Annotated in this window: 16 protein-coding genes and 3 tRNA genes; 7 read left to right on the forward strand and 12 right to left on the reverse strand. The window is 45.7% G+C overall.

Going from position 1 to position 20,548, the window contains the following annotated elements; all coding sequences use genetic code 11:
• Positions 1 to 147: 147 nt before the first annotated feature.
• From ACFPIB_RS07890 to ACFPIB_RS07905, 4 genes are all read left to right on the forward strand, one after another.
• Entirely contained in the window at positions 148 to 4,467 is a 4,320-nt protein-coding gene (locus tag ACFPIB_RS07890) for a T9SS type A sorting domain-containing protein (RefSeq protein WP_378016895.1), read from the forward strand.
• A 17-nt stretch (positions 4,468 to 4,484) separates the two neighbouring features.
• Positions 4,485 to 4,712, forward strand: coding sequence for a PID-CTERM protein-sorting domain-containing protein (locus tag ACFPIB_RS07895; RefSeq protein ID WP_378016896.1), 228 nt, complete (start codon positions 4,485 to 4,487; stop codon positions 4,710 to 4,712).
• A 115-nt stretch (positions 4,713 to 4,827) separates the two neighbouring features.
• Entirely contained in the window at positions 4,828 to 5,346 is a 519-nt protein-coding gene (xrtX, locus tag ACFPIB_RS07900; protein ID WP_378016897.1) for an exosortase X, read from the forward strand.
• Positions 5,312 to 5,821: an XrtX-associated membrane protein gene (locus tag ACFPIB_RS07905; RefSeq protein ID WP_378016898.1), complete on the forward strand. Its 510-nt coding sequence runs from the start codon at positions 5,312 to 5,314 to the stop codon at positions 5,819 to 5,821. Before xrtX ends, ACFPIB_RS07905 begins: the two co-directional genes overlap by 35 nt.
• 87 nt (positions 5,822 to 5,908) lie before the next feature.
• Here ACFPIB_RS07905 and ACFPIB_RS07910 read toward each other — a convergent pair whose 3' ends face one another.
• The 5 genes from ACFPIB_RS07910 to mutS all read right to left on the reverse strand — a co-directional run bounded on the left by ACFPIB_RS07910 (position 5,909) and on the right by mutS (position 9,987).
• Positions 5,909 to 6,340, reverse strand: a complete 432-nt coding sequence (locus tag ACFPIB_RS07910; RefSeq protein WP_378016899.1) for a hypothetical protein — start codon at positions 6,338 to 6,340, stop codon at positions 5,909 to 5,911.
• 401 nt (positions 6,341 to 6,741) lie between these two features.
• Positions 6,742 to 6,828: transfer RNA gene (locus ACFPIB_RS07915), tRNA-Leu, on the reverse strand.
• Positions 6,829 to 6,899: 71 nt separating this feature from the next.
• Positions 6,900 to 6,975: transfer RNA gene (locus ACFPIB_RS07920), tRNA-Gly, on the reverse strand.
• 46 nt (positions 6,976 to 7,021) lie between these two features.
• Positions 7,022 to 7,094 (reverse strand) — tRNA-Gly (locus ACFPIB_RS07925).
• A gap of 262 nt (positions 7,095 to 7,356) precedes the next feature.
• On the reverse strand, positions 7,357 to 9,987 hold the full coding sequence (gene mutS / locus ACFPIB_RS07930) for a DNA mismatch repair protein MutS (protein ID WP_378016900.1): 2,631 nt from the start codon (positions 9,985 to 9,987) through the stop codon (positions 7,357 to 7,359).
• Positions 9,988 to 10,470: 483 nt separating this feature from the next.
• Here mutS and ACFPIB_RS07935 point away from each other — a divergent pair, with 483 nt between their 5' ends.
• Positions 10,471 to 11,016 carry an RNA methyltransferase gene (locus ACFPIB_RS07935; RefSeq protein ID WP_378016901.1) on the forward strand — a complete coding sequence of 182 codons (546 nt, stop codon included), beginning with the start codon at positions 10,471 to 10,473 and terminating at the stop codon, positions 11,014 to 11,016.
• A 295-nt stretch (positions 11,017 to 11,311) separates the two neighbouring features.
• On the opposite strand, the gene ACFPIB_RS07940 is transcribed toward ACFPIB_RS07935, so the two are convergent.
• Positions 11,312 to 12,076, reverse strand: a complete 765-nt coding sequence (locus ACFPIB_RS07940) for a TerC family protein (protein ID WP_378016902.1) — start codon at positions 12,074 to 12,076, stop codon at positions 11,312 to 11,314.
• A gap of 157 nt (positions 12,077 to 12,233) precedes the next feature.
• Positions 12,234 to 12,725, reverse strand: a complete 492-nt coding sequence (locus tag ACFPIB_RS07945; protein ID WP_378016903.1) for a YajQ family cyclic di-GMP-binding protein — start codon at positions 12,723 to 12,725, stop codon at positions 12,234 to 12,236.
• Between the two features lie 107 nt (positions 12,726 to 12,832).
• Here ACFPIB_RS07945 and ACFPIB_RS07950 point away from each other — a divergent pair, with 107 nt between their 5' ends.
• Together ACFPIB_RS07950 and ACFPIB_RS07955 are read left to right on the forward strand one after the other, a co-directional pair.
• A complete protein-coding gene (locus tag ACFPIB_RS07950; RefSeq protein WP_378016904.1) occupies positions 12,833 to 13,264 on the forward strand; it encodes a GNAT family N-acetyltransferase in 432 nt (143 codons plus the stop codon).
• A gap of 49 nt (positions 13,265 to 13,313) precedes the next feature.
• Complete coding sequence (locus tag ACFPIB_RS07955; protein ID WP_378016905.1) at positions 13,314 to 13,856, forward strand: lipocalin family protein; 543 nt, start codon at positions 13,314 to 13,316, stop codon at positions 13,854 to 13,856.
• A gap of 5 nt (positions 13,857 to 13,861) precedes the next feature.
• Here the strand turns inward: ACFPIB_RS07955 and ACFPIB_RS07960 are convergent, their stop codons facing one another.
• The 5 genes from ACFPIB_RS07960 to plsY form a co-directional block, all read right to left on the reverse strand.
• Entirely contained in the window at positions 13,862 to 14,449 is a 588-nt protein-coding gene (locus ACFPIB_RS07960; protein ID WP_378016906.1) for a hypothetical protein, read from the reverse strand.
• Positions 14,446 to 15,225, reverse strand: a complete 780-nt coding sequence (locus ACFPIB_RS07965) for an SDR family NAD(P)-dependent oxidoreductase (protein WP_378016907.1) — start codon at positions 15,223 to 15,225, stop codon at positions 14,446 to 14,448. The genes ACFPIB_RS07960 and ACFPIB_RS07965 overlap by 4 nt, the downstream gene beginning before the upstream one ends.
• 642 nt (positions 15,226 to 15,867) lie before the next feature.
• Positions 15,868 to 17,235, reverse strand: coding sequence for a dipeptidase (locus ACFPIB_RS07970; protein ID WP_378016908.1), 1,368 nt, complete (start codon positions 17,233 to 17,235; stop codon positions 15,868 to 15,870).
• A gap of 90 nt (positions 17,236 to 17,325) precedes the next feature.
• Positions 17,326 to 19,194: a T9SS type A sorting domain-containing protein gene (locus ACFPIB_RS07975; RefSeq protein WP_378016909.1), complete on the reverse strand. Its 1,869-nt coding sequence runs from the start codon at positions 19,192 to 19,194 to the stop codon at positions 17,326 to 17,328.
• A gap of 594 nt (positions 19,195 to 19,788) precedes the next feature.
• On the reverse strand, positions 19,789 to 20,430 hold the full coding sequence (plsY, locus tag ACFPIB_RS07980; RefSeq protein ID WP_378016910.1) for a glycerol-3-phosphate 1-O-acyltransferase PlsY: 642 nt from the start codon (positions 20,428 to 20,430) through the stop codon (positions 19,789 to 19,791).
• Positions 20,431 to 20,548: the final 118 nt, after the last annotated feature.

Genomic DNA, 20,548 nt, shown 5'->3' on the forward strand with positions numbered 1-20,548 from the left:
TAACCGTGGTATTTTAGGTATAAAAAGGTCTGGAAGGTTTACAAATATTTAAATTTCACTATACTCGGCGGCCGCAATATTACGGCAGTACTTGAAAGGCCACAAGCCAAACCTATATTAAACTGAATACAAGTTTTTAATGCATCTATGGCAAAATTACTACGCAATCACTTCTGCAAAAATGGTCTGGTTGTAAAAACGCTATGCTTTTTGTTCTTAAATCTGGTTTGTGCACTTTCTTTGCAGGCTCAGACTCAAGTAGGAACCGGAGATGATGAACCAAACGATGCAAATTTAACGCATCAACCATTTGGCAACACCTTTAGTTATGAAAGATCTGCCGGCATTTACCTGGGCTCCGAGATCGGAACCTCGGGTACTATTACAGCTATTGGCTGGTTTTTAGAAGCAACCAACAGCCCTGCAGGTTCCGTGCCAACGCAGATCTACTTAAAAAATACAGCCAGCACAACGTTTACCGGCAACGAATTTGCCCCAAATGAAATAAGTGGTGCTACCTTGGTCTGGAGTGGGAATATCACTACCGCCCTATTAGTACCAAATACCTGGGTTACCATTACACTTACAACGCCTTTTACCTATACCACTGCTTCAAACCTGGAGGTAATAGTAGCCACCAATACAACTAATACAAGCGGGGCACCTACCGGACTGGAATCAGGAAATCCTACAGCCAAAGATTTCAGGTTCACGAATATTGGAGCCACCCGTTTTCTATACTGGCAACGCGATGATGTACCGCCCGGCACCAACGCATCTGGAGACCCGAACGGCTTTCTGGATTTTCCTTTTACTTCAACTTTCCGACCTAATATTCAATTAACTTTTGGCAGTGCCCCACAAACCTGCGATGCCCCAACCGGTTTAACGGCTACCAATGTAACTTCTTCTTCGGCCGACCTGAATTTTACGGCCAGTACTACCGGCGCAAGCGGTACTTATACCATTGAATATGGTCCTTCGGGTTTTACACCCGGAACCGGTACCATTATTACGAACGTAACTACTTCTCCCCGGAATGTCAGCGGCCTAAGCCCTAGCACTGCTTACCAGTTCTACGTAACTAAAAATTGCGGCGGAAGCATTGGTAATAGTACAACTGCCGGGCCAGCCAACTTTACAACTACGGCAGCAACCTGCGCGGCGCCTACCACCGTTAGCGGCGCCGGTACAGGCCAGACTACAGCTCAGGTTACTTTTAGCGGTGGCGATGCGGGAACTTCCTATACCATTGAATACGGACCTAGTTCAACTTTCCCGGCCGGAACAACAACTGCAACAACAAACAGCTCGCCGGCAAACCTTACTGGCTTAACAGCTGGCACGACATATACTTTTGTAGTCAGAACGCTTTGCAGCAACGGGGTAACCAGCGCGAACAGCCCAAGCGGAACTTTCACTACTTCGTCGGCGCCACAAACCTGCGATGCTCCAACGAACTTAACCGCTACAAACGTTACAGCCAACTCCGCTACGCTTAATTTCACCGGAAGCACCACCGGTGCAACCGGCACTTATACTGTTCAATATGGCCTGGCTGGTTTTGCCAACGGAACCGGTACAACTGTTTCTGGTCCGCCTTATAACGTAAGCGGGTTGAGCCCAAATACTACTTATGATTTTACGGTGCAGAAAAATTGCGGGGCAAGTGGCAACAGTGGCTTCGTGCGGGCACAATTCACTACTTCGGCAGCCGCGCAAACCTGCGATGCTCCAACCGGTTTAACAGCTACCAATGTAACTTCTTCTTCGGCCGACCTGAATTTTACGGCCAGTACTACCGGCGCAAGCGGTACTTATACCATCGAATATGGTCCTTCGGGTTTTACGCCCGGAACCGGTACCATTATTACGAACGTAACTACTTCGCCCCGGAATATCAGCGGCCTAAGTCCTAGCACTGCTTACCAGTTCTACGTAACTAAAAATTGCGGCGGAAGCATCGGAAACAGCACAACCGCCGGACCGGCCAGCTTCACTACTACCGCAGCGCCGGTTACCTGCAACGTCCCAACCAACCTGACAGCCACGAATATTACCAATACTACTGCGGATCTTGCTTTTACACCAAGCGCCGGAACCGGTACTTACGATGTAGAATATGGATTAACGGGCTTTACTCCGGGCACCGGAACAGTAGTGAACGTAAGCAATTCACCAGCTTCGGTTAGCAACCTTACTGCCAATACCAGCTACCAGTTCTACGTTACCAAAAACTGCGGCAGCGGCGTTACCAGCAGCCGTGTTGGCCCGGAAAACTTTACTACTACCAATACCCAACCGGTAGTATGCGACGCGCCAACCAATCTGAACGCCTCGAATATTGGCTCCACAACTGCCACTCTGAATTTTACGCCAAGTGCAACCGGCTCTACCGGCACGTACACGCTTGAATACGGACCGAGTGGTTTTACACCGGGAAATGGTACCATTGTAAGCGGTTTAACGGGTTCGCCATACAATGCAAGCAATCTGCTTCCGGGGGTAACCTACGATTTTTATGTTACCAAGAATTGTACTGGTGGCAATAGCCCTACTGCAGGCCCGGCTAGTTTCACCACCACGCTTCTTCCTTGCACAGCCGGTACCTGGTTAGGAACTACATCCACTGACTGGCATACGGCTTCTAACTGGTGTAACAATACCATTCCTACCAGCACCACCGATGTAACCATTCCGGCGCTTACATTATTTCAGCCGGTAATTTCAGCAGCAGCCAGCACCCGCAATCTGACCATTGATAACGGCGCTACGCTTACGTTAACTTCCGGCGTTTTAACAGTTAGCGGCACATTTGCCAACAACGGTACGTTCAACAGCAACGGCGATGGTTCCTTGGTATTCCCTACCAGTAACACAACCGCACAAACTGTAGGTAAATCTGGCGTTACTACTATTTTCCGGAATCTTACTACCGGCGGCGGTCCTGTTACTTTAGGAGGGCCGGTGAGCATAAAAGAATTACTGACCCTGAATGCGAACTTAAACACCAACAACCAAACATTCACGCTGTTATCGCAAACGGGCAACCATGCCATGGTAGTAAATAACGGAGGGGTTGTAAATGGCACCACTACCGTACAACGCTATATAAATCCGGGTATAAACTCTGGGCCGGGCTACCGCCATTTCTCATCGCCGGTTACCAATGCTACTATTGGCCAGCTGAACGATCCGGGAGTAAATATGGTGGTTAATCCGGCTTACAATACAAACCCTACTCCGGGCACTACCAGACCATTCCCAACGGTTTTCCGTTACAACGAAACCCGCTTAACGGCCACTAATCCGGACTTCACCTTTGGCTGGGAATCTCCGAATTCATTAAGCGACCCAATGCCTCCGGGCAGAGGCTTTACCGTGAACACAATACCAACAACTGTAGATGTTAGCGGAACACTAAATAACGGCAGTATTTCGGCCGGAACGCTCACCCGTGGCAGCACTGCTAAATCGGGCTGGCATTTACTGGGCAACCCGTATCCGGCCCCAATAGACTGGGATCAGGTTACAATTCCGCCGGGCGTAGATAATGCGGTTTACGTTTTCCGTTCAACCGGCCAATATTCCGGCTCTTATACAAGCTACGTAAACGGTGTAGGTACTCCTGGCACAGAATTAATAGCGGTAATGCAGGCATTCTTTGTGCGGGTAAATTCCGGTTCGCCGACATTTACTTTCAATAACAGCGCCCGCGTAACCACGTATGAAAACCCGGCCATGTACCGGCAGTCGCGCACCGAAACCAGACCGATCGTTTCGCTTTCGGTACTGGACAATGCCGGAATAGGCGATCAACTACACGTATATTTCCAGCAAGGAGCAACAGCCAGCTTCGATAGTGAGTACGATGCTTTTAAACTGCCGAACTCCGGGAATGTAGCCAGCTTCTACTCCGTAGCCGGAAATGATATTCTTTCGATAAACGGTTTACCAACCACTATTCCGGGCACTGTTATTCCGTTGGGTGGCCGCGTGCCACAAGCCGGCAGCTTCACCATTACCGCCGATCAGATCCTGAATTTCAAAGTTAACCAGGACATTTTCCTGGAAGATCGCACTACCGGAACGCTGCATAACCTGCGTCAACAAAGCAGTTATCAGTTTACCACCACGCAAACCGATCTGACCGGTCGTTTCTTCCTGCGCTTTGGTCCGGCAACTACCACTGGCATATATGCAATAGATCTGGCTACCGAAGTTTTGGTTTATCCGAACCCGAATAATGGTATATTTACTATCAGCATGCCGGCCTTTAACGAAGCCGTTACCGAAGCCAAACTATTTAACGCGATTGGGCAGCAGGTATGGCAGCAAAGCCTGAAAGCAGAAAACAATCAGCACATCCAGGAAACCATCAGGTTGCATAAACTGGCAGCCGGCGTTTACACGCTGCGCCTGGAAACCGGTGCCGGACCAGTAACCAGAAAAATTGTAATTGAATAAAACGATAGGTAAAACAGATGAAAAACCCGCTGAAACTGTTTAAAAAGTTCACCTTAATTACGGGAATATGCTTGTTTGCCGGCATGGTAAAAGTGTATGCCCAGGGTCCGCCGGACGATGGAGGACCAACCCCGACAGAACCACCTCCGGCCGAGATCCCGATAGATGGCGGGGCCAGTTTGCTGGTAGCAGGCGGCGTTGCATATGGCCTCAAAAAACTCCGCGACCGCCGCAAAGCCCGTTAATTCAGAATTAGCTGCAGGCATGAAAAAGCAATTGTAACAGGTTGCTTTTTCATGCTGAGCCAGCAAGCCTTTGTATCACCTTCGGCTTCCGGAAACTCACCGGAAACATCAGTTTATGGACAATTCTCAGCAAATTATTCGGTTCCTCGGTACTGCTCTGGCTCTTTATGCAGTCTGGTATCTGTGCTACGATCTCTGGCTTTTCCCTGACGGTCGTTTAGATACCTGGCTTTCGGAACAGGAAGTTTTTTTAAGTGATTATGGCTTGCGTTTATTTGGTTACCAGGCCAGTCACAGCGATACTACGCTTTTCATTAATACGTATCCCGTTGTGCTGGTTGGAAATCCGTGCAACGGCATGGTGCTTTTTGCACTTTTTGCCGGGTTTATCATAGCGTATCCCGGCCCATGGAAAGCAAAATTATTTTACGTGCCCGTGGGTATTTTCCTGATCTACCTGCTGAATGTACTGCGTATTATGGCACTGGCGCTTAACAGTTTCCATAGCCGGCATACGCTGGAGTTCAACCATAAATATACGTTTGCGTTTGTGGTTTACGCCTGTATTTTCGGTTTCTGGATGCTTTGGATAAAAAGATATGCGAAACCGGATACTGCTACTATTTCAGCCTGAAGCCCGCAATTTTGCCGTTCCTGGCAATGCGCTGCGTAAGGCTTTACTTTTCGGCCTCTTTACCCTACTATTTTTCACCGGGGTTTTTACCGATTATATCTATCTTTATCTAGACAGGCTTTACTATTTCGTTTTCACCAGCTTGGGTTGGTTTTCCTTGCTCAATCAGTCGCAGGCGGAAGTTTCTTCGCTGGTAACCATGCGCAGCTGGCCAACCATGCTCACCTATGGCTTGCTTTATACAGCGCTGAGCTTTCTGTTTCTGCACGTATATTTTAACAAAAACTGGAAATCGCTGATCGCGGCCGGCTTTTATTTTTTCATTTTCATGGCCTGCACCACGCTCATCTTAACCGGAAAAATGCTCCCGGATGCCGACTGGGCTTATAAACTTTGCCGCCGTCTGATCGAGATGGTTATTTCGCCGTTGCCGGTAATTCTGCTCATTGCGGCTTTAGCCCGGGCAAAGTTTTAGCGTTTTCCGACTGAGATTTCAACAGAAAGTAAAAAAACGGTAGGATTTTAGGGGTAAAAACTGCTTTCTGAAAGGAAAAAGTAAGACTTACAAACCAGCGAGCCAGTTTTTAGCTTCATCCAGATCGGAGAAAAGCATTATTTCCAGCTTATCGCCGAGCCTTTCAAAAGAACCCTCCATAGTAAGAGCTGAATAACTGCCGAAAGTTGCAACCAGCGCATATTTCTTTAAACCAGCCTGCAACGCATTAGGCAGCCAGATGTATTGTTGCCAATCGCTGAGATCAGCCCAGGTACCATGAACCCGTCGCTGATCGATCAGCATATTGGTGCAGTTGTGTTGTTTCAGCAAGTGAAGCCCCTGAATAGCACCTGTGATCAAAAGCTGTTTAGAAACGAAACCCTGCCATTCCGAAATTACGCAATCATGTTCCTCATCAAAAAATAACGTATGCTCCCGCGAGGTTGCTTCATCAGGTATTGTTTTTAAGGAAAGTAAATTTTCTAAAGATTGCTCCATTTAATCCGGAAAGGACAAACTAAATATGCAATCGTAATTTACAAATTAATTTGTCAGGTTTTGCCAATTAAGGCGGCAAAAACATTGCCATTTATCAGCAAAATTTCGCCTGTTCTGTGAAACAAAACTTGCTTTACGCACTTTCTTTAAAACACAATTAAAATTAAAAGAAACAGCATATTCCTGAAAAAAGCTTTGGCATGCAGAATTTACAGCCGTGCAAGAATTGTATTTCGGGAATTGAAGAATAACCAGATGCCGCCGCAAAACGCTATGCTATCAGGCCCAAAAAGTAGATCGGGGGAAGACGTAAATTTACCGGCTGGCTAATAATGGAAGCAAGCACATTTGTGCATAATATAAAAAGCCCCTTAAACGTGCTGTTTAAGGGGCTTTTTGTGTGGTACCAGGAGCGGGACTTGAACCCGCACAAGCTTGCGCTCACAAGATTTTAAGTCTTGCGTGTCTACCAGTTTCACCATCCCGGCCTATAGTCGAAAGTGGAAGCCTTCGGACTATATCAAAAAACAAAGACGTTACTTGCGCAACGCCTTGCTCTTGGAGCGAAAGACGGGGTTCGAACCCGCGACCTCGACCTTGGCAAGGTCGCGCTCTACCAACTGAGCTACTTTCGCATTTAGTTAACCTATTCGGTTATTATCTTTAAAGAACGTTTTTTTGAGCGAAAGACGGGGTTCGAACCCGCGACCTCGACCTTGGCAAGGTCGCGCTCTACCAACTGAGCTACTTTCGCGTTTCAATCAACCTTAGCGGCGAATTGTGATACAAAGGTAATACAATTTATTTAAACTTGTCAAGTATGTTTCTAAAAAATCTTTTCCAAAAACCATTAAATCCTGATTTTCAGGCATAATTTTTTATTCCTCACAAATTTGCCTGGTGCTGCCAGTTTTTCAGGGCAAAAGCATAGCGTTTTAAATTTATAAAAAAACCTGTGAGGTTTCAGAAACTTCACAGGTTTACTTCGGACTTTTCAGACCTAAAACCCTACCGTTTTACGCCACTGGTTGCTTTTTGCTTTTCAGAATCAGTTGCAGTTCGTTCAGTTTCAGCAAGGCTTCTACCGGCGTTAAACCGTTCACATCTATCTGCTGCAATTGTTCCCGGATGCGTTCCAAAGCTGGATCGGCGGGTTCGAACATACTAAGTTGGATATTAGCCTTGGGAACAGATTGCAGTTTTTCATTTTCGTCCGGATGCGCAACTTTTTCTTGCTCCAGGTGGTGCATAATTTCGTTGGCGCGCAACACTACGCTGTTCGGCATGCCCGCCATTTGTGCCACGTGAATACCGAAACTATGCGCACTACCGCCTTCTACTAACTTCCGCATAAACAGAATTTTACCGCCGGCTTCGCGCACGCTTACGTTGAAATTTTTCACGCGCGGCAGATCTTCGGCAAGCTGGTTTAGTTCGTGGTAGTGGGTAGCAAAAAGCGTTTTGCCCTTCGCTTTCGGGTTGTTGTGTAAGTGCTCTACAATTGCCCAGGCAATGGAAATACCATCGTATGTGCTCGTGCCACGACCAATTTCATCCATCAAAACCAAGCTTCTGTCAGAAAGATTATTCAGGATGCTGGCCGTTTCGGTCATTTCTACCATGAACGTACTTTCGCCTTTGCTCAGGTTATCGGAAGCGCCTACGCGGGTGAAAATTTTATCGATAATGCCCACTTCAGCCGCTTCGGCGGGCACGAAAGAACCGATCTGCGCCATAAGTACGATCAAGGCCGTTTGACGGAGCAAGGCACTTTTACCCGCCATGTTCGGACCAGTAATAATAATGATCTGCTGCTCTTCGGTATCCAGGAAAATATCGTTCGGAATATAGCTTTCACCGGGCGGCAATTGCTTTTCAATAACCGGATGGCGCCCTTTTTTAATGTTCAGCACTTTGCTGTCATTCACTTCCGGCTTTACGTACTGCTGCTTAATTGCCGTTTGCGCGAAAGAACTTAAGCAATCTATAACTGCCAATGCTTTAGCGTTTTGCTGAATCTGCATCACATAATCCTGTGCCGTAAGCACAATTTCGTTGTAAAGCTGAAATTCGATGGCAAAGATCCGGTCTTCGGCGTTCAGGATCTTTTCTTCGTAGGTTTTCAGCTCCTCGGTTATGTAGCGCTCGGCATTTACCAAGGTCTGTTTCCGGATCCATTCCTGCGGCACTTTATCTTTGTGCGCGTTACTAACTTCTAAATAGTACCCAAAAACCTTGTTGTAGGCAATTTTAAGCGAAGTAATACCGGTATTTTTTACTTCGCGCTGCTGCAACTGAAGCAAATAATCTTTCCCGGAAAACGCAATGGCGCGCAATTCATCGAGCTCGGCGTGAATGCCGTTCTGGATCATGTTGCCTTGGTTGGTGAGCATCGGCGCTTCGGGTTTCAGTTTGGTTTTTATTTCCTCCCGAATTTCTTCGCACTCAATCAATTGTCCGCCGAGTTTGCTTAAAGCCGGAATTTCGCTGCCTACTAGGGCTTCTTTTATCGGCAGTAACGCTTCCAGTGCACGCGCCAATTGCAGCATTTCCCGGGGATTGATACGCTTTACCGCAACCTTGGAAATAAGACGTTCGAGGTCGTTGATCTGTTTCAGGTTCTGCACAATTTCCTGCAACAGATCCGGATTTTGCGTCAAAGCTTCCACCGTATCTAACCGTCTTCTGATCTGGGCACTTTCTTTCAAAGGCAAAACCACCCATTTTTTCAGCAGCCTCGCTCCCATTGGGGTTACGGTCTGGTCTAAAACCTGGATAAACGGCACGCCTTCGGTATGTTGGGGCTGAATGAGTTCTAAATTGCGCACTGTGAAACGATCGAGCCAGACGTATTTATCTTCTTCCAGGCGCGAAATGGTGGCAATGTGGCGAACTTCGGAATGTTTGGTTTCGGCCAAATAATGCAATACCGCACCGGCTGCAATAATGCCTTCCTTCAGGTTTTCGATACCAAAACCTTTAAGCGAAGTGGTGCCGAAATGGCGCGTTAAGGTTTCGTAAGTATAATCGTAGCTGAAAACCCATTCATCTAAAGCGTACGAACAATAATCGTTGCTGAAGTTTTCGATGAAATCGGCTTTGGCGTGCTTGCAATACAGAATTTCGGCGGGGGAAAAGCTGGAAATAAGTTTGCCGATGTAGTTCAGGTCGCCCTGCGCCGTAATGAATTCGCCGGTGGAAATATCGAGAAAAGAGATACCGTTTTCCTGCTTTCCGAAGTGGATGGCGGCTAAATAATTGTTGCTGCGGCGCTCTAAAACCTGATCGTTGAAGGAAACGCCGGGCGTTACGAGTTCGGTAATACCGCGTTTTACAATGCCTTTTACACCTTTCGGATCTTCGAGCTGGTCGCAGATGGCTACGCGTTCGCCGGCACGTACTAGCTTGGGCAAATAGTTATCCAGAGAATGGTGCGGAAAGCCCGCTAATGCCGTTTCAGAAGCCGAGCCGGCCCCGCGTTTGGTGAGTACAATGTCTAATATCTTGCTGGCTTTAACCGCGTCTTCACCGAAGGTTTCGTAGAAATCGCCTACGCGGAACAAGAGCAACGCGCCCGGATGCTGGGCTTTGATGGCGTTGTATTGTTTCATTAAGGGCGTTACGGGGGCTTCGGCGGCAACTTTCATACTAATAATCTATTTCTTTAGGAAAGACACAAAGTTTTGCGTCTCTACAGTTTCTTTGGCAAAAATGATAGCGTTTTCAGAAACGGAGATGCAAGATACGGGCATTTCAGGTAATTTTAAGGCGGGAAAGGGAATTTCTGTAAAGAAGGCGGATTGCAAATCCGCAGCTCGGTGCTTCCGGATTACAAATCCGGAAGAGCGGAATAATTTTAAAGTATTAAAGCGGATATCCCGATCAGTCCCCCTTTGGAGGGGGTTGGGGGAGTATTTTTACGTTATCTTATGATTTCGACGCGAGGAGAAACGAAGTTCGGCATAGCCAAATCTCTTGAGGAAGGTAGTTGAGCTAGCTTGAAAGTTACTACTAACTTTTGGAGATCCCTCCTGACGTCGGGATGACGCAATAATATGGCCCTACCCCCTCCAAAGGGGGACTTTTCGGGAATACGTAAAAACAATCAACCATTAGCAATAAATAATAAAATGACTGAAGAACCTGGGCACAAACTTTCGATGGATGAATTGAACCGCGATTCGGTGGAGGAATTTAAGCAAAAGCAGAAAACGCCGATCGTGCTGGTGCTGGATAATGTGCGGAGTTTGAATAACGTGGGTTCGGCTTTCAGGACCGGCGATGCTTTTGCGGTTGAGAAAATTTATCTGTGCGGCATCACCGGTACGCCACCGAATAAGGAAATAAATAAAACGGCTTTAGGTGCAACTGATTCCGTGGATTGGGACCATGCAGCGGAAACGCCGCATTTGCTGGAAAAATTGAAAGCCGAAGGGTTTAAAATTCTGGCGGTAGAACAGGTTTCTAACAGCATTTCTTTAAAAGCGTTTCAGCCGGAAAAAGGGCAGAAATATGCGCTGGTGTTCGGGAACGAAGTTTTTGGCGTGGAAGAAAATGCGCTGGCTCTGGCGGATACAGTTTTGGAAATCCCACAGTTTGGCACCAAGCATTCGCTGAATATTTCGGTGGCGCTGGGAATTGTGGTTTGGGATCTGGTAAGTAAAATGATTGATTGACGTTTTTGGATTTACGTTTTATAGGTTGACTTCACGAGACAAAATTCCAGCGTTTTATAAAGTTGTAATAACCAAAGCCTTTTAGTTGTAGTGCTTCGGTCTGTGCGCCACACACCGAGGTTAAGCCACAGAATGAGGTTAAGGAAATGCAGATAATTCGACTTTCAGAATAAAAAAGGATAGCGTTTTAAACCTGCACAAAACAAATTTCGTTGCTGCCTGCATTAGCTAGTGGAGCAAAGAAAGCCCGATACAGATTGCTGCATCGGGCTTTCTTTTATTCTAAAGGTCAGTTTTAATCCAGGTCGATAGAATCGCGGAGTTCTACTGGTTTGGTTTTCTTGCGCAGACGCATGTTCAGGAGTTCTACGGCCAGCGAGAAAGCCATTGCAAAGTAAACGTACCCCTTCGGCACATGCTGGTGCAGCGCTTCTAAAACCAGCATGAAACCGATCATGATCAGGAACGAAAGCGCCAGCATTTTAATGGTTGGGTGATCGTTTACAAAATTGGAAATGGCTTTAGAAAAGGCCAGCATCACGCCCATGGAAAGAATTACCGCAATAATCATAATGGTTACGTGCTCTACCAGTCCTACGGCGGTTAAAATAGAATCGAACGAGAAAACGATATCGATGAGTACGATCTGGAAAATCACTTTCCCCAGGCTCTGTGCTACTTTTTTCACGTTGTGTTCTTCCTCTTCGCCTTCCAGCTTACCATGAATTTCGGTGGTACTTTTAGCAATCAGGAACAAACCGCCGGCAAACAAGATCAGGTCGCGGCCGGTTACGCCAAAGTCATTTTCTATAAACGGCAGATCGAGCGTGAACAGCGGATCTTTCATAGCCACGATGTGCGATATAAAAAGCAACAGAATTACCCGGAAAACCAAGGCGCACATTAACCCGATGGTTCGGGCTTTGCCTTGCTGCTCAACCGGCAACTTCCCGGCTACTATGGAAATGAAAATAATATTGTCAATACCCAGCACAATCTCCATGAGCGTAAGCGTGAGCAAACTGATCCAGGTGGCTGGTTCGGCAAAAATTTCGAACATGTTTGTTTAATGATTAATTTCTAATGAATAATAATAAATTGGAAAATAAGGCAGGCTGCATTACAGCTCCCAGGTTACAAAGTTTCGGGTGCAACCCGGTTCTGAATTGGCTTACATCGGCGTAATCAATTAAACATAATTCATTAATCATTAAACATTAAGACTTCATATTCACAAACTGCAAAGGCTGGCCGATGTCGGCTTTGCGAAGGGCACCGATAGCTTCCTGCAGATCGTCAATTTTTTTGCCGGTTACGCGAATCTGGTCGTCCATGATGGCGGGCTGAACTTTCAGTTTCTGATCTTTAATGATCTTTACTATTTTCTTCGAAACTTCTTTATCGAGGCCGGCGCGTACTTTAATTTCTTTCTTGATCATCGGCCCGGAAGCATATTCTTCGTTCGTAAAATCGAGCGCGGTAGCATCTATATTCTGCTTCACGAATTTGCTGATGATAATATCTTCAATCTGGCCGAGGCGCATGGTATTTTCGGTAGTAACCAGAATAATGTTGGTCTTTTTGTCGAAATCGATGCTGCCTTTGGTGTCGCGGAAATCGTAGCGGTTCTGAATTTCACGGTTTACCGTGTTCAGGGCGTTATCTAAAGTTTGCGGATCTACTTTGCTTACAATGTCGAAGGAAGGCATAGTTAAAAAGTTTAGGCTGACAGAAAAACTTACACGTATATGAAGCGGTAAAGTTAGTATTTTAGGCTAACAATTCAGTTTTTCGCCCCAAAACCCTACCGTTTTCCATGAGAATAATTGAGCCGGCCACCGAAGCAGATTTTGAACAGTATTACCAGTTGCGTTACGATGTTTTGCGGGCACCCTGGCAGCAACCACCCGGCACCGAACGCGCTTCAGATGATGACCGGGCCATTCACGCCATGCTGCTGGACCCTGAAAACCGCGCGGCCGGCGTTTGCCGTTTGCATTTCGAAAACGAAGAAGAAGGTCAGTTACGATTTATGGCTATCCGGGAAGATCTTCAAAACCAGGGCTTAGGAAAATATCTGCTGCATTACCTGGAAGATAAAGCCCGCGATGCCGGTTGTAAATACATAACGCTGCAAGCCCGCGAACTAGCCGTAAATTTTTATAAACGCTACGGGTACAAAGTGGTAAAAAAAACACATTTGCTTTTCGGTAGTATTCAACATTACCAGATGGAAAAATACCTGTAAGGGCTTCCCGCTTTGCATTAAAAACGCTATGCTTTTAGCCCCAAAAACTATGAGAAAACAAACGAAAATACTTTTAGGCATCGCAGCGTTGGCTGGTGGATTATCTTTTATGGCTTTCCGGCCGCAAAACGAACCGCTGAAAACGGTGGCTTATGTAGATCTGCAAAAATATATGGGCACCTGGTACGAGATTTCGGCTTTCCCGCAGCGCTTTCAGAAAGGCTGCCATTGCACCAAAGCCGAATATAAAATGCACCCAGAAGGCTACGTGGAAGTAAAGAACAGCTGCCGGAAAAATAGCGCAACCGGAGAATTAGAGGTAGCAATGGGAAAAGCGTTTGTGAAAGACGAAAGAACAAACGCTAAACTGAAAGTGCAATTCTTCTGGCCTTTTAAAGGCGATTACTGGATCATAGACCTGGCCCCCGATTACAGCTACGCAGTCGTTGGCGCACCTAACCGAGAATATCTCTGGATCCTGAGCCGGCAAAAGCAAATGGACCAGGCGCTTTATAATAAAATAGTGGCCGGCATTAAAGAAAAAGGCTTCGATGTTTCCAGGCTGGTTTTATCGGATCAAAGCTGTAACTGAGTTTTTCACCGGATCGAATCTATTGTTTCCGGCGGGGCATTTTCCAGAATTATATTGCGATTGGGTTCCCGATCCCGGAAATCGATCACGAACGAAGCAATGCCTAAAATAAAGGCTAATACGTAAGGATATAGCAAATTCCGGTTCAGGAATCGAAGCTGGTTATGGTGCAGTTTCTCGTGCCGGGAACGGTATTTGCCCAGAAAAAAAGCCGTGATCAGGAAAATAGGCAGCGCAATAAAATACATGATCTGCCAGCCCAACCAACCCTGATACCGGAATAAAATAGCCAGGAAACCCAAGCCCAAAGCCAAACTTCCGAAAGCACCCAGCAAGGCTAGTTTTACGTGGCTTACAATAAAAAAGAAAGATAACCCGATCTGCACCAGGAAAATAAGCGTGAGGATAATAATGGAAAAAATGAACACATAACTTCCGCCGTTTATCTGCAGAAATTTCATGATCACGCCTCCTACGGCCATGGCCAGCGCCACATACAAGATGGTGGTAAACGTATTAATAAAGCTGGAAATACGATAATTAATATCTTCCAGGCCGGTAATCGGGGGTTCAGGTCGTAGGTATGGTTTCATCTTTTTTCCTGCATGTAGCGCACTATTCTGGTTACCAAATCTCGTGGTGCAAAGCGGCTGCTCAGCGCCAATGCTTTATTCTTTATTCCGGGAATCACTACTGTTTTTCCGGCCATCAGGCCTTCGTAACCGGCTTCGGCAACTTCCTGAGGCGAAGCAATATTTCCCGCAAAAAGATCGGAGCCGCCTAAATTAGCCTGCTGCTCAAAACCGGTTTCTGTTGGTCCGGGGCACAAGGCCGTTACGGTTACGCGCCGCGCCTTCAGTTCGTTGGCAATAGCTTCCGAAAACGACAGTACAAATGCTTTGGTTGCATAATAAACCGCCATTAAAGGCCCCGGCTGAAAAGCTGCCGTAGAAGCGACGTTCAGTATTTTTCCTTCCGTATTTTTTGGCAGCTGATCGAGGAAAAGCTTACTTAAATACACCACAACCGTCATATTCAATTGCATCATATCGAGCTGGCGCTGCAAACTAATTTCTTCAAAATAGCCATATTCTCCAAAACCAGCATTATTCACCAGAATCTGCACCGGAATATTTTTAGTTTTCAGGGTTTCGAAGAGTTGCTGTGGAGCTGATGGTTGTACCAGATCGGTGGGCAAAACTGTATTTGTCGTGTGAAATTGCGTTGAAAATTCCTTGGCAAGCTGCTGCAGTTTATCCTCATTACGGGCTACCAACACCAGATCGAAACCGTTTCTGGCAAAGATGCGGGCTAATTCTTCACCAATACCGCCAGAAGCGCCGGTTATTAAAACAGTAGCTTTTTTCATGCAAAAGAATAGCTCTTAAGATAACAAATAAATATAGTTTTTATGCTATACGTTAAATGAAGCTGAAAGATATACACGAGTTTTTGCGTTGAAAAACATAGCGTTTTGAATCAGGATTTTCAGGATTAAAGGATTTTCAGGACAATTGTCTGAACTGGGATTTATTAGATTTAGGGATTGAAAAGATTTCAAAAGCCCCACCTAAATCCCTCCCTAAAAACATGGAAGGACTTTACCTCACGCATTTCGCCAGCGCAGCGTAGCTTGAAAATCACGTTATCTGAGAAAGCTAAACTAAAAAGAAGCTGATTACGAAGGTGAGTGATCCCAGTTTCTGCGTGCGCGGCCTCCGCACTTTCCGGTTTCGTCAGAAAAGCCGCGTGCGGCTAGGAAAGGGTGAGACGCGAACGCAGAAACGAAGCCACCCGGCTTGAGGGAGAAAATTGTCGATGAAAGCAAGAAGCTAGATGTTTAGCAGAAAAGGTGTTTCAAAAACGGTATGCTTTTTAGCTGAAAAACTGCTGCCCGCCAACAAGGTCCTTCGCTAACGCTCAGGATGACAGCAAAAAACGCTATACTTTTAAAGCAAAAAAGTCTGTACCAAAACGATACAGACTTTCAGAAATGTTGCCGAAGCAAAATTTACTTCCCGGAACTCATTTCCGCATAATATTGGTAGAAATACGGGATCGTTTCAATGCCTTTAAAATAGTTGAATAACCCGTAGCTTTCATTCGGCGAATGGATCGCATCCGAATCAAGGCCAAAACCCATCATCACAGAATCAATACCCAATTCCGATTTAAACATGGCTACAATGGGAATGCTGCCGCCGCTGCGTACCGGAATTGGCTTTTTGCCGAACGTGGTTTCGTAGGCTTTACTGGCGGCCTGGTAGGCAACCGAGTTGGTTGGCGTAACTACCGGCTCGCCGCCGTGGTGGGGTTTCACCAGCACTTTTACACTTTTCGGGGCAATACTTTCGAAGTGCTTCTGGAATTTTTCGGTTATTTCTTCGGAGGTCTGGTGCGGCACCAAACGCATGGAAATTTTAGCAAAAGCCTTTGAAGCAATTACCGTTTTAGCGCCTTCGCCGGTATAACCGCCCCAGATACCATTCACATCCAGCGTTGGCCGGATCGAAGTTCTTTCCAAAGTAGAATAACCAGCTTCGCCATGAATATCACCCAAGTCTAAGGCTTTTTTGTATTTCTCCAGATCGAAAGGCGCTTTGGCCATTTCAGCACGTTCTTCTTTAGAAAGTTCATCTACATTGTCGTAAAAACCGGGAATAGTAATGTGGTTGTTTTCGTCGTGCAGACTGGCGATCATTTTGCAAAGAATATTGATTGGATTCGCTACCGCGCCGCCGTATAAACCGGAATGCAGGTCGCGGTTCGGGCCGGTAACTTCTACTTCCAGGTAACTTAAACCGCGCAAACCTGAGGTAATAGACGGCGTATCGTTGGCAATTATGCCGGTATCGGAAATTAGAATTACATCGGCTTTCAGTTTTTTCTTGTTGTTTTTTACGAAGGTGCCCAGGTTTTCAGAACCCACTTCTTCCTCGCCCTCTATCATGAATTTAACGTTGCAGGCCAGTTTATTTTCCCTCATCATCATCTCAAAGGCTTTGAAGTGCATGTACATCTGGCCTTTATCGTCGCAGGCGCCGCGGGCGTAAATCTTTTCGTTCTTAATTACCGGTTCAAACGGCGGCGAATCCCAGAGCTCATAAGGGTCTGCGGGTTGTACATCATAATGGCCATAAACCAGAACCGTAGGCAATTTCGGATCAACCATCTTTTCGCCGTAAAGGATCGGGTAACCTGCTGTCTGGCAAAGTTCAACCTTATCGGCGCCGGCTGCTTCCAGTTTCTCTTTCAGGAATTGAGCCGTGGCTATCACATCGTCTTTGAATTTCGGATCGGCACTCACGCTTGGCAGGCGCAGCAGATCTAACAATTCATTCAGGAAACGGTCTTTATTCTGGGTCAGGAAATCGTTCATAGTTCAGTCTTTTTTAATGTGCTAAAATTAAAAGAAAAAAGCCGCCTGAAATAATTTCAGAGCGGCTTTTTAAAGCATTATAAAATGAGATTACTTGGTTACAACCAGACGCTTGGTTACAACTGTTTCACCAGCTTTCAGCGTGCAGATATAAACACCGGCATTCAGATCGCTGATGTTCAGTTTCGCTTCGTGTGAGCCAGCAGTTTGTTTACCCAGGTTCAGGGTTTTAACTTTTGCACCAATAATGTTAGTTACAGTAAGTTCTACAGCAACCGGCTGTTTCAGATCGAACGTTAAAGTAGCGCTGTTTGAAGCAGGGTTTGGATAGATGTTGCTTAAACCAACCACGCTGTTACGATCTTTCGATACGCCCATTGGCGACAGAATTTTTGTACCGATGCTGATATTGATCATGAAATCTTCTGTATCGGCAGTACGGTATTGCGTAAGCGTACCATTCTGAACTTCAAAAGTACGGAAAGAGAACGGAGGTTCTTCGTCTACTAACAGGAACGCATTTTGGTCAACACCGGCAGGAACATCCGGAATAACCATTACATATACACCACCGCTGGTGATCATGTAATATTGTTTCTGCGGAATCTCGATCAGGTTGTTCGTGTTCAGTAACACATCGGCAGCTGCCAGAGTAGTATCGAATAAAAGAGCACCTAAGCCACCGGTAGCGCTTTCGCCGTAAATACGTACAATAAAGCCGTTATCAGCTACAGTTGCACCTTGATCGCCAAGCACATCAAAATCAATAGAACGTACTTCAGTCGGGAAGAATGGCATTGGGTAGAACACCGCTGCACCAAAGCTGGTTAAACCTTCCGGCGAAGCATTGTTGTAGCTCAGAGCAACTTCTTGTCTGCCAACAGTATCTACCACTACAAGTTCTGTAACATTCAGGTTGTTAGAGGAGTTAACGTCACCGGTAAGCGTAACGTTATGCTGAATAGAATAAGTACCGTCGATATTAGGTGTGAACGGAGTTGCAAATGTATGAGCAGTATCAGTTCCTACGCGTAATTTAGGCAAGCTTACAGTTTGGTTGTAAGTTCCGTTACCTGGTTTAGTAATTGTAAGACGGGAAGAGATCGGGCTGGCAATATTCACGTTACCTACGTTCGCCACGTTGGCAGTAAGGTTCATTGCCTGGCCTTTTAATGCAGTAAAAGCACCGTTCTGGCTATTGTTTACCCAGTTAGCTTTCACATCGGAAACCTGGTAAGTAGAGTTAGCCGGACGCTCGAATTTGATAGCAGTGTTGCTGGTTGGCATCTGATCTGCCATAACCTGAAGACCAATGGTTTCAGTTATGTTTTCGATACCAACTACCGCATCGTTAAAGTTAGCAGTCAGGTTCGGAATTACCGGGTTCATGGTATTGTACTGGAATTTAATACCGTTATCGGCTTTGGTAAAAATTACCTGGAATGTGTTTGAACCGATATATTCCGGGGCAGCAGATTGCCAGAAAGGTACGTTAACGTAAGAAACGATTGCAGTATCTACGTTATTTGTGTACATATAAACGCTGCCTGGGTTTGTAGCGCCAGCAGCAGCCTCTAAAGTAAGGTCAGCCAGGAAAGGAGCAACAAAGTTAGAGCCTGAACCACCCTGTGGAATGTTAGGGAAGCCGTGCGCAATATTACCAACATTGCTGAAAGATATCCAGCCGTTAGAACCGATCTTAATGCTGTTTACATCTACCCAGTAATACTTCATGGTGAAACCCAATGGAATCATACCTACTGAGTTATCATCGCCTAAACCGGTAATTTGCGTTGTACCGGTTTTACCAATAATATTGATCCAGTTATAAGTCGGACCACCTGCAGCGGTGTTATCTTTCCATGTGTAACCATAAGCATCCGGGCCACCCGAATTCTGAGCCAGAATTGTTCCACTGGCTGCAACCATGGCTAGCAGCAGAGTAAAAATTTTTTTCATAAGTAAAGATGAATTATTAATAAATAAGCTGTTTTTCGCCTCTAAAAGTACGAGGTTATTCCAGTATTTGCAAATGCACAAACTGTTTTAAGCGCAAAACTTGTTTTTAAACAGAATGTAGAACCAGATAAAACATTTCAAAGGGTCAGAACGTTAACAAATAGTTTTAAACGAACATCTACGCAAAAAATGGCCGTTCCATCTGGGGCGGCCTTTTTTATGCTCCAAAACGCTGGTCAACTTCAGTTTTTCTGTTTAAAAGCATACCATTTTTGTTTCAATCAAACCATCAAACCGCACGAAGGTCTGTTGAATTCTTAAGGAATTTAATCAATGCTACCTTTCCCATTTCTGCTTAAAACGCTATCGTTTTGACCCCAAAAAGTAAGGCTAACACGCTTAGAAATCCTGCAAATACGTTAATCTAATAATCCTTGATCCCGCTAAGAAAAAAGCGAAACTTCTTAAATCAGCATCATTCAAATACTCCGGCGTTAAAAACCGGATCTGAAATGCAGGAAGTTAAATACTACATAAAAAAGCCTTCCCCTGCATTAAAGGAAGGCTTTTTAAATAATTTCAGCGGGTGTAATGTTACCAGAACCGGATATTGGCCCTGCTTTCGTTACCATGTATCAGGCGGGAAATATTTTTGCGGTGCGTAAAAATAACCAGCACCGCTACAATAACCCCAAAGCTAACCAAAAGAGTTGTAGAGTGTTCTGGCCGGAACCATGGCAATAGCATAAGCAACGGAAACGCAAGCGCGGCTAGCATAGAACCCAGCGAAACGTATTTTGAAATAAGCAGCACTACTATAAAAATGCCCAGGCAAACCAAGGCGGCTTCGGTTTGAATAGCCAGCACCATACCCAGCAAAGTTGCCACACCTTTTCCGCCTTTAAATCCGGCATAAACCGGAAAAACATGCCCTAAAACTGCCAGAAAGCCATAAAGCAACTGAAAAGGCACTACATTTTCGGCCGGAATAGCATTGAAGATCACCAAGAAACCTACCAGCGAAGTTGCGGTCCAGCCTTTAAAAATATCGACTAGCATAACGATGGTTCCCGGTTTTTTACCCAGCACCCGAAAGGTATTGGTAGCCCCGGAGTTGCCGCTGCCGTGTTCCCGGATATCAATTCCGTAATAAGCCTTACCAACCCATAAAGCGGTAGGCACTGCTCCTACTAAATAAGCAACCAACGCAAATATCCCAATCAGGAGAAGATTCATAGTGTATTCAGAAATTCAAAAAAAATGGTACGTTATCAGCCGATAAAAGTACCCGTAAAAATCAATCCGGTAATTTAGTAAACGTCAAAGATAAATAAAAAGCCCGGCAGGTTTACAA

It is taken from the genome of Adhaeribacter terreus (assembly GCF_042657365.1).
Lineage (GTDB): Bacteria > Bacteroidota > Bacteroidia > Cytophagales > Hymenobacteraceae > Adhaeribacter_A > Adhaeribacter_A terreus.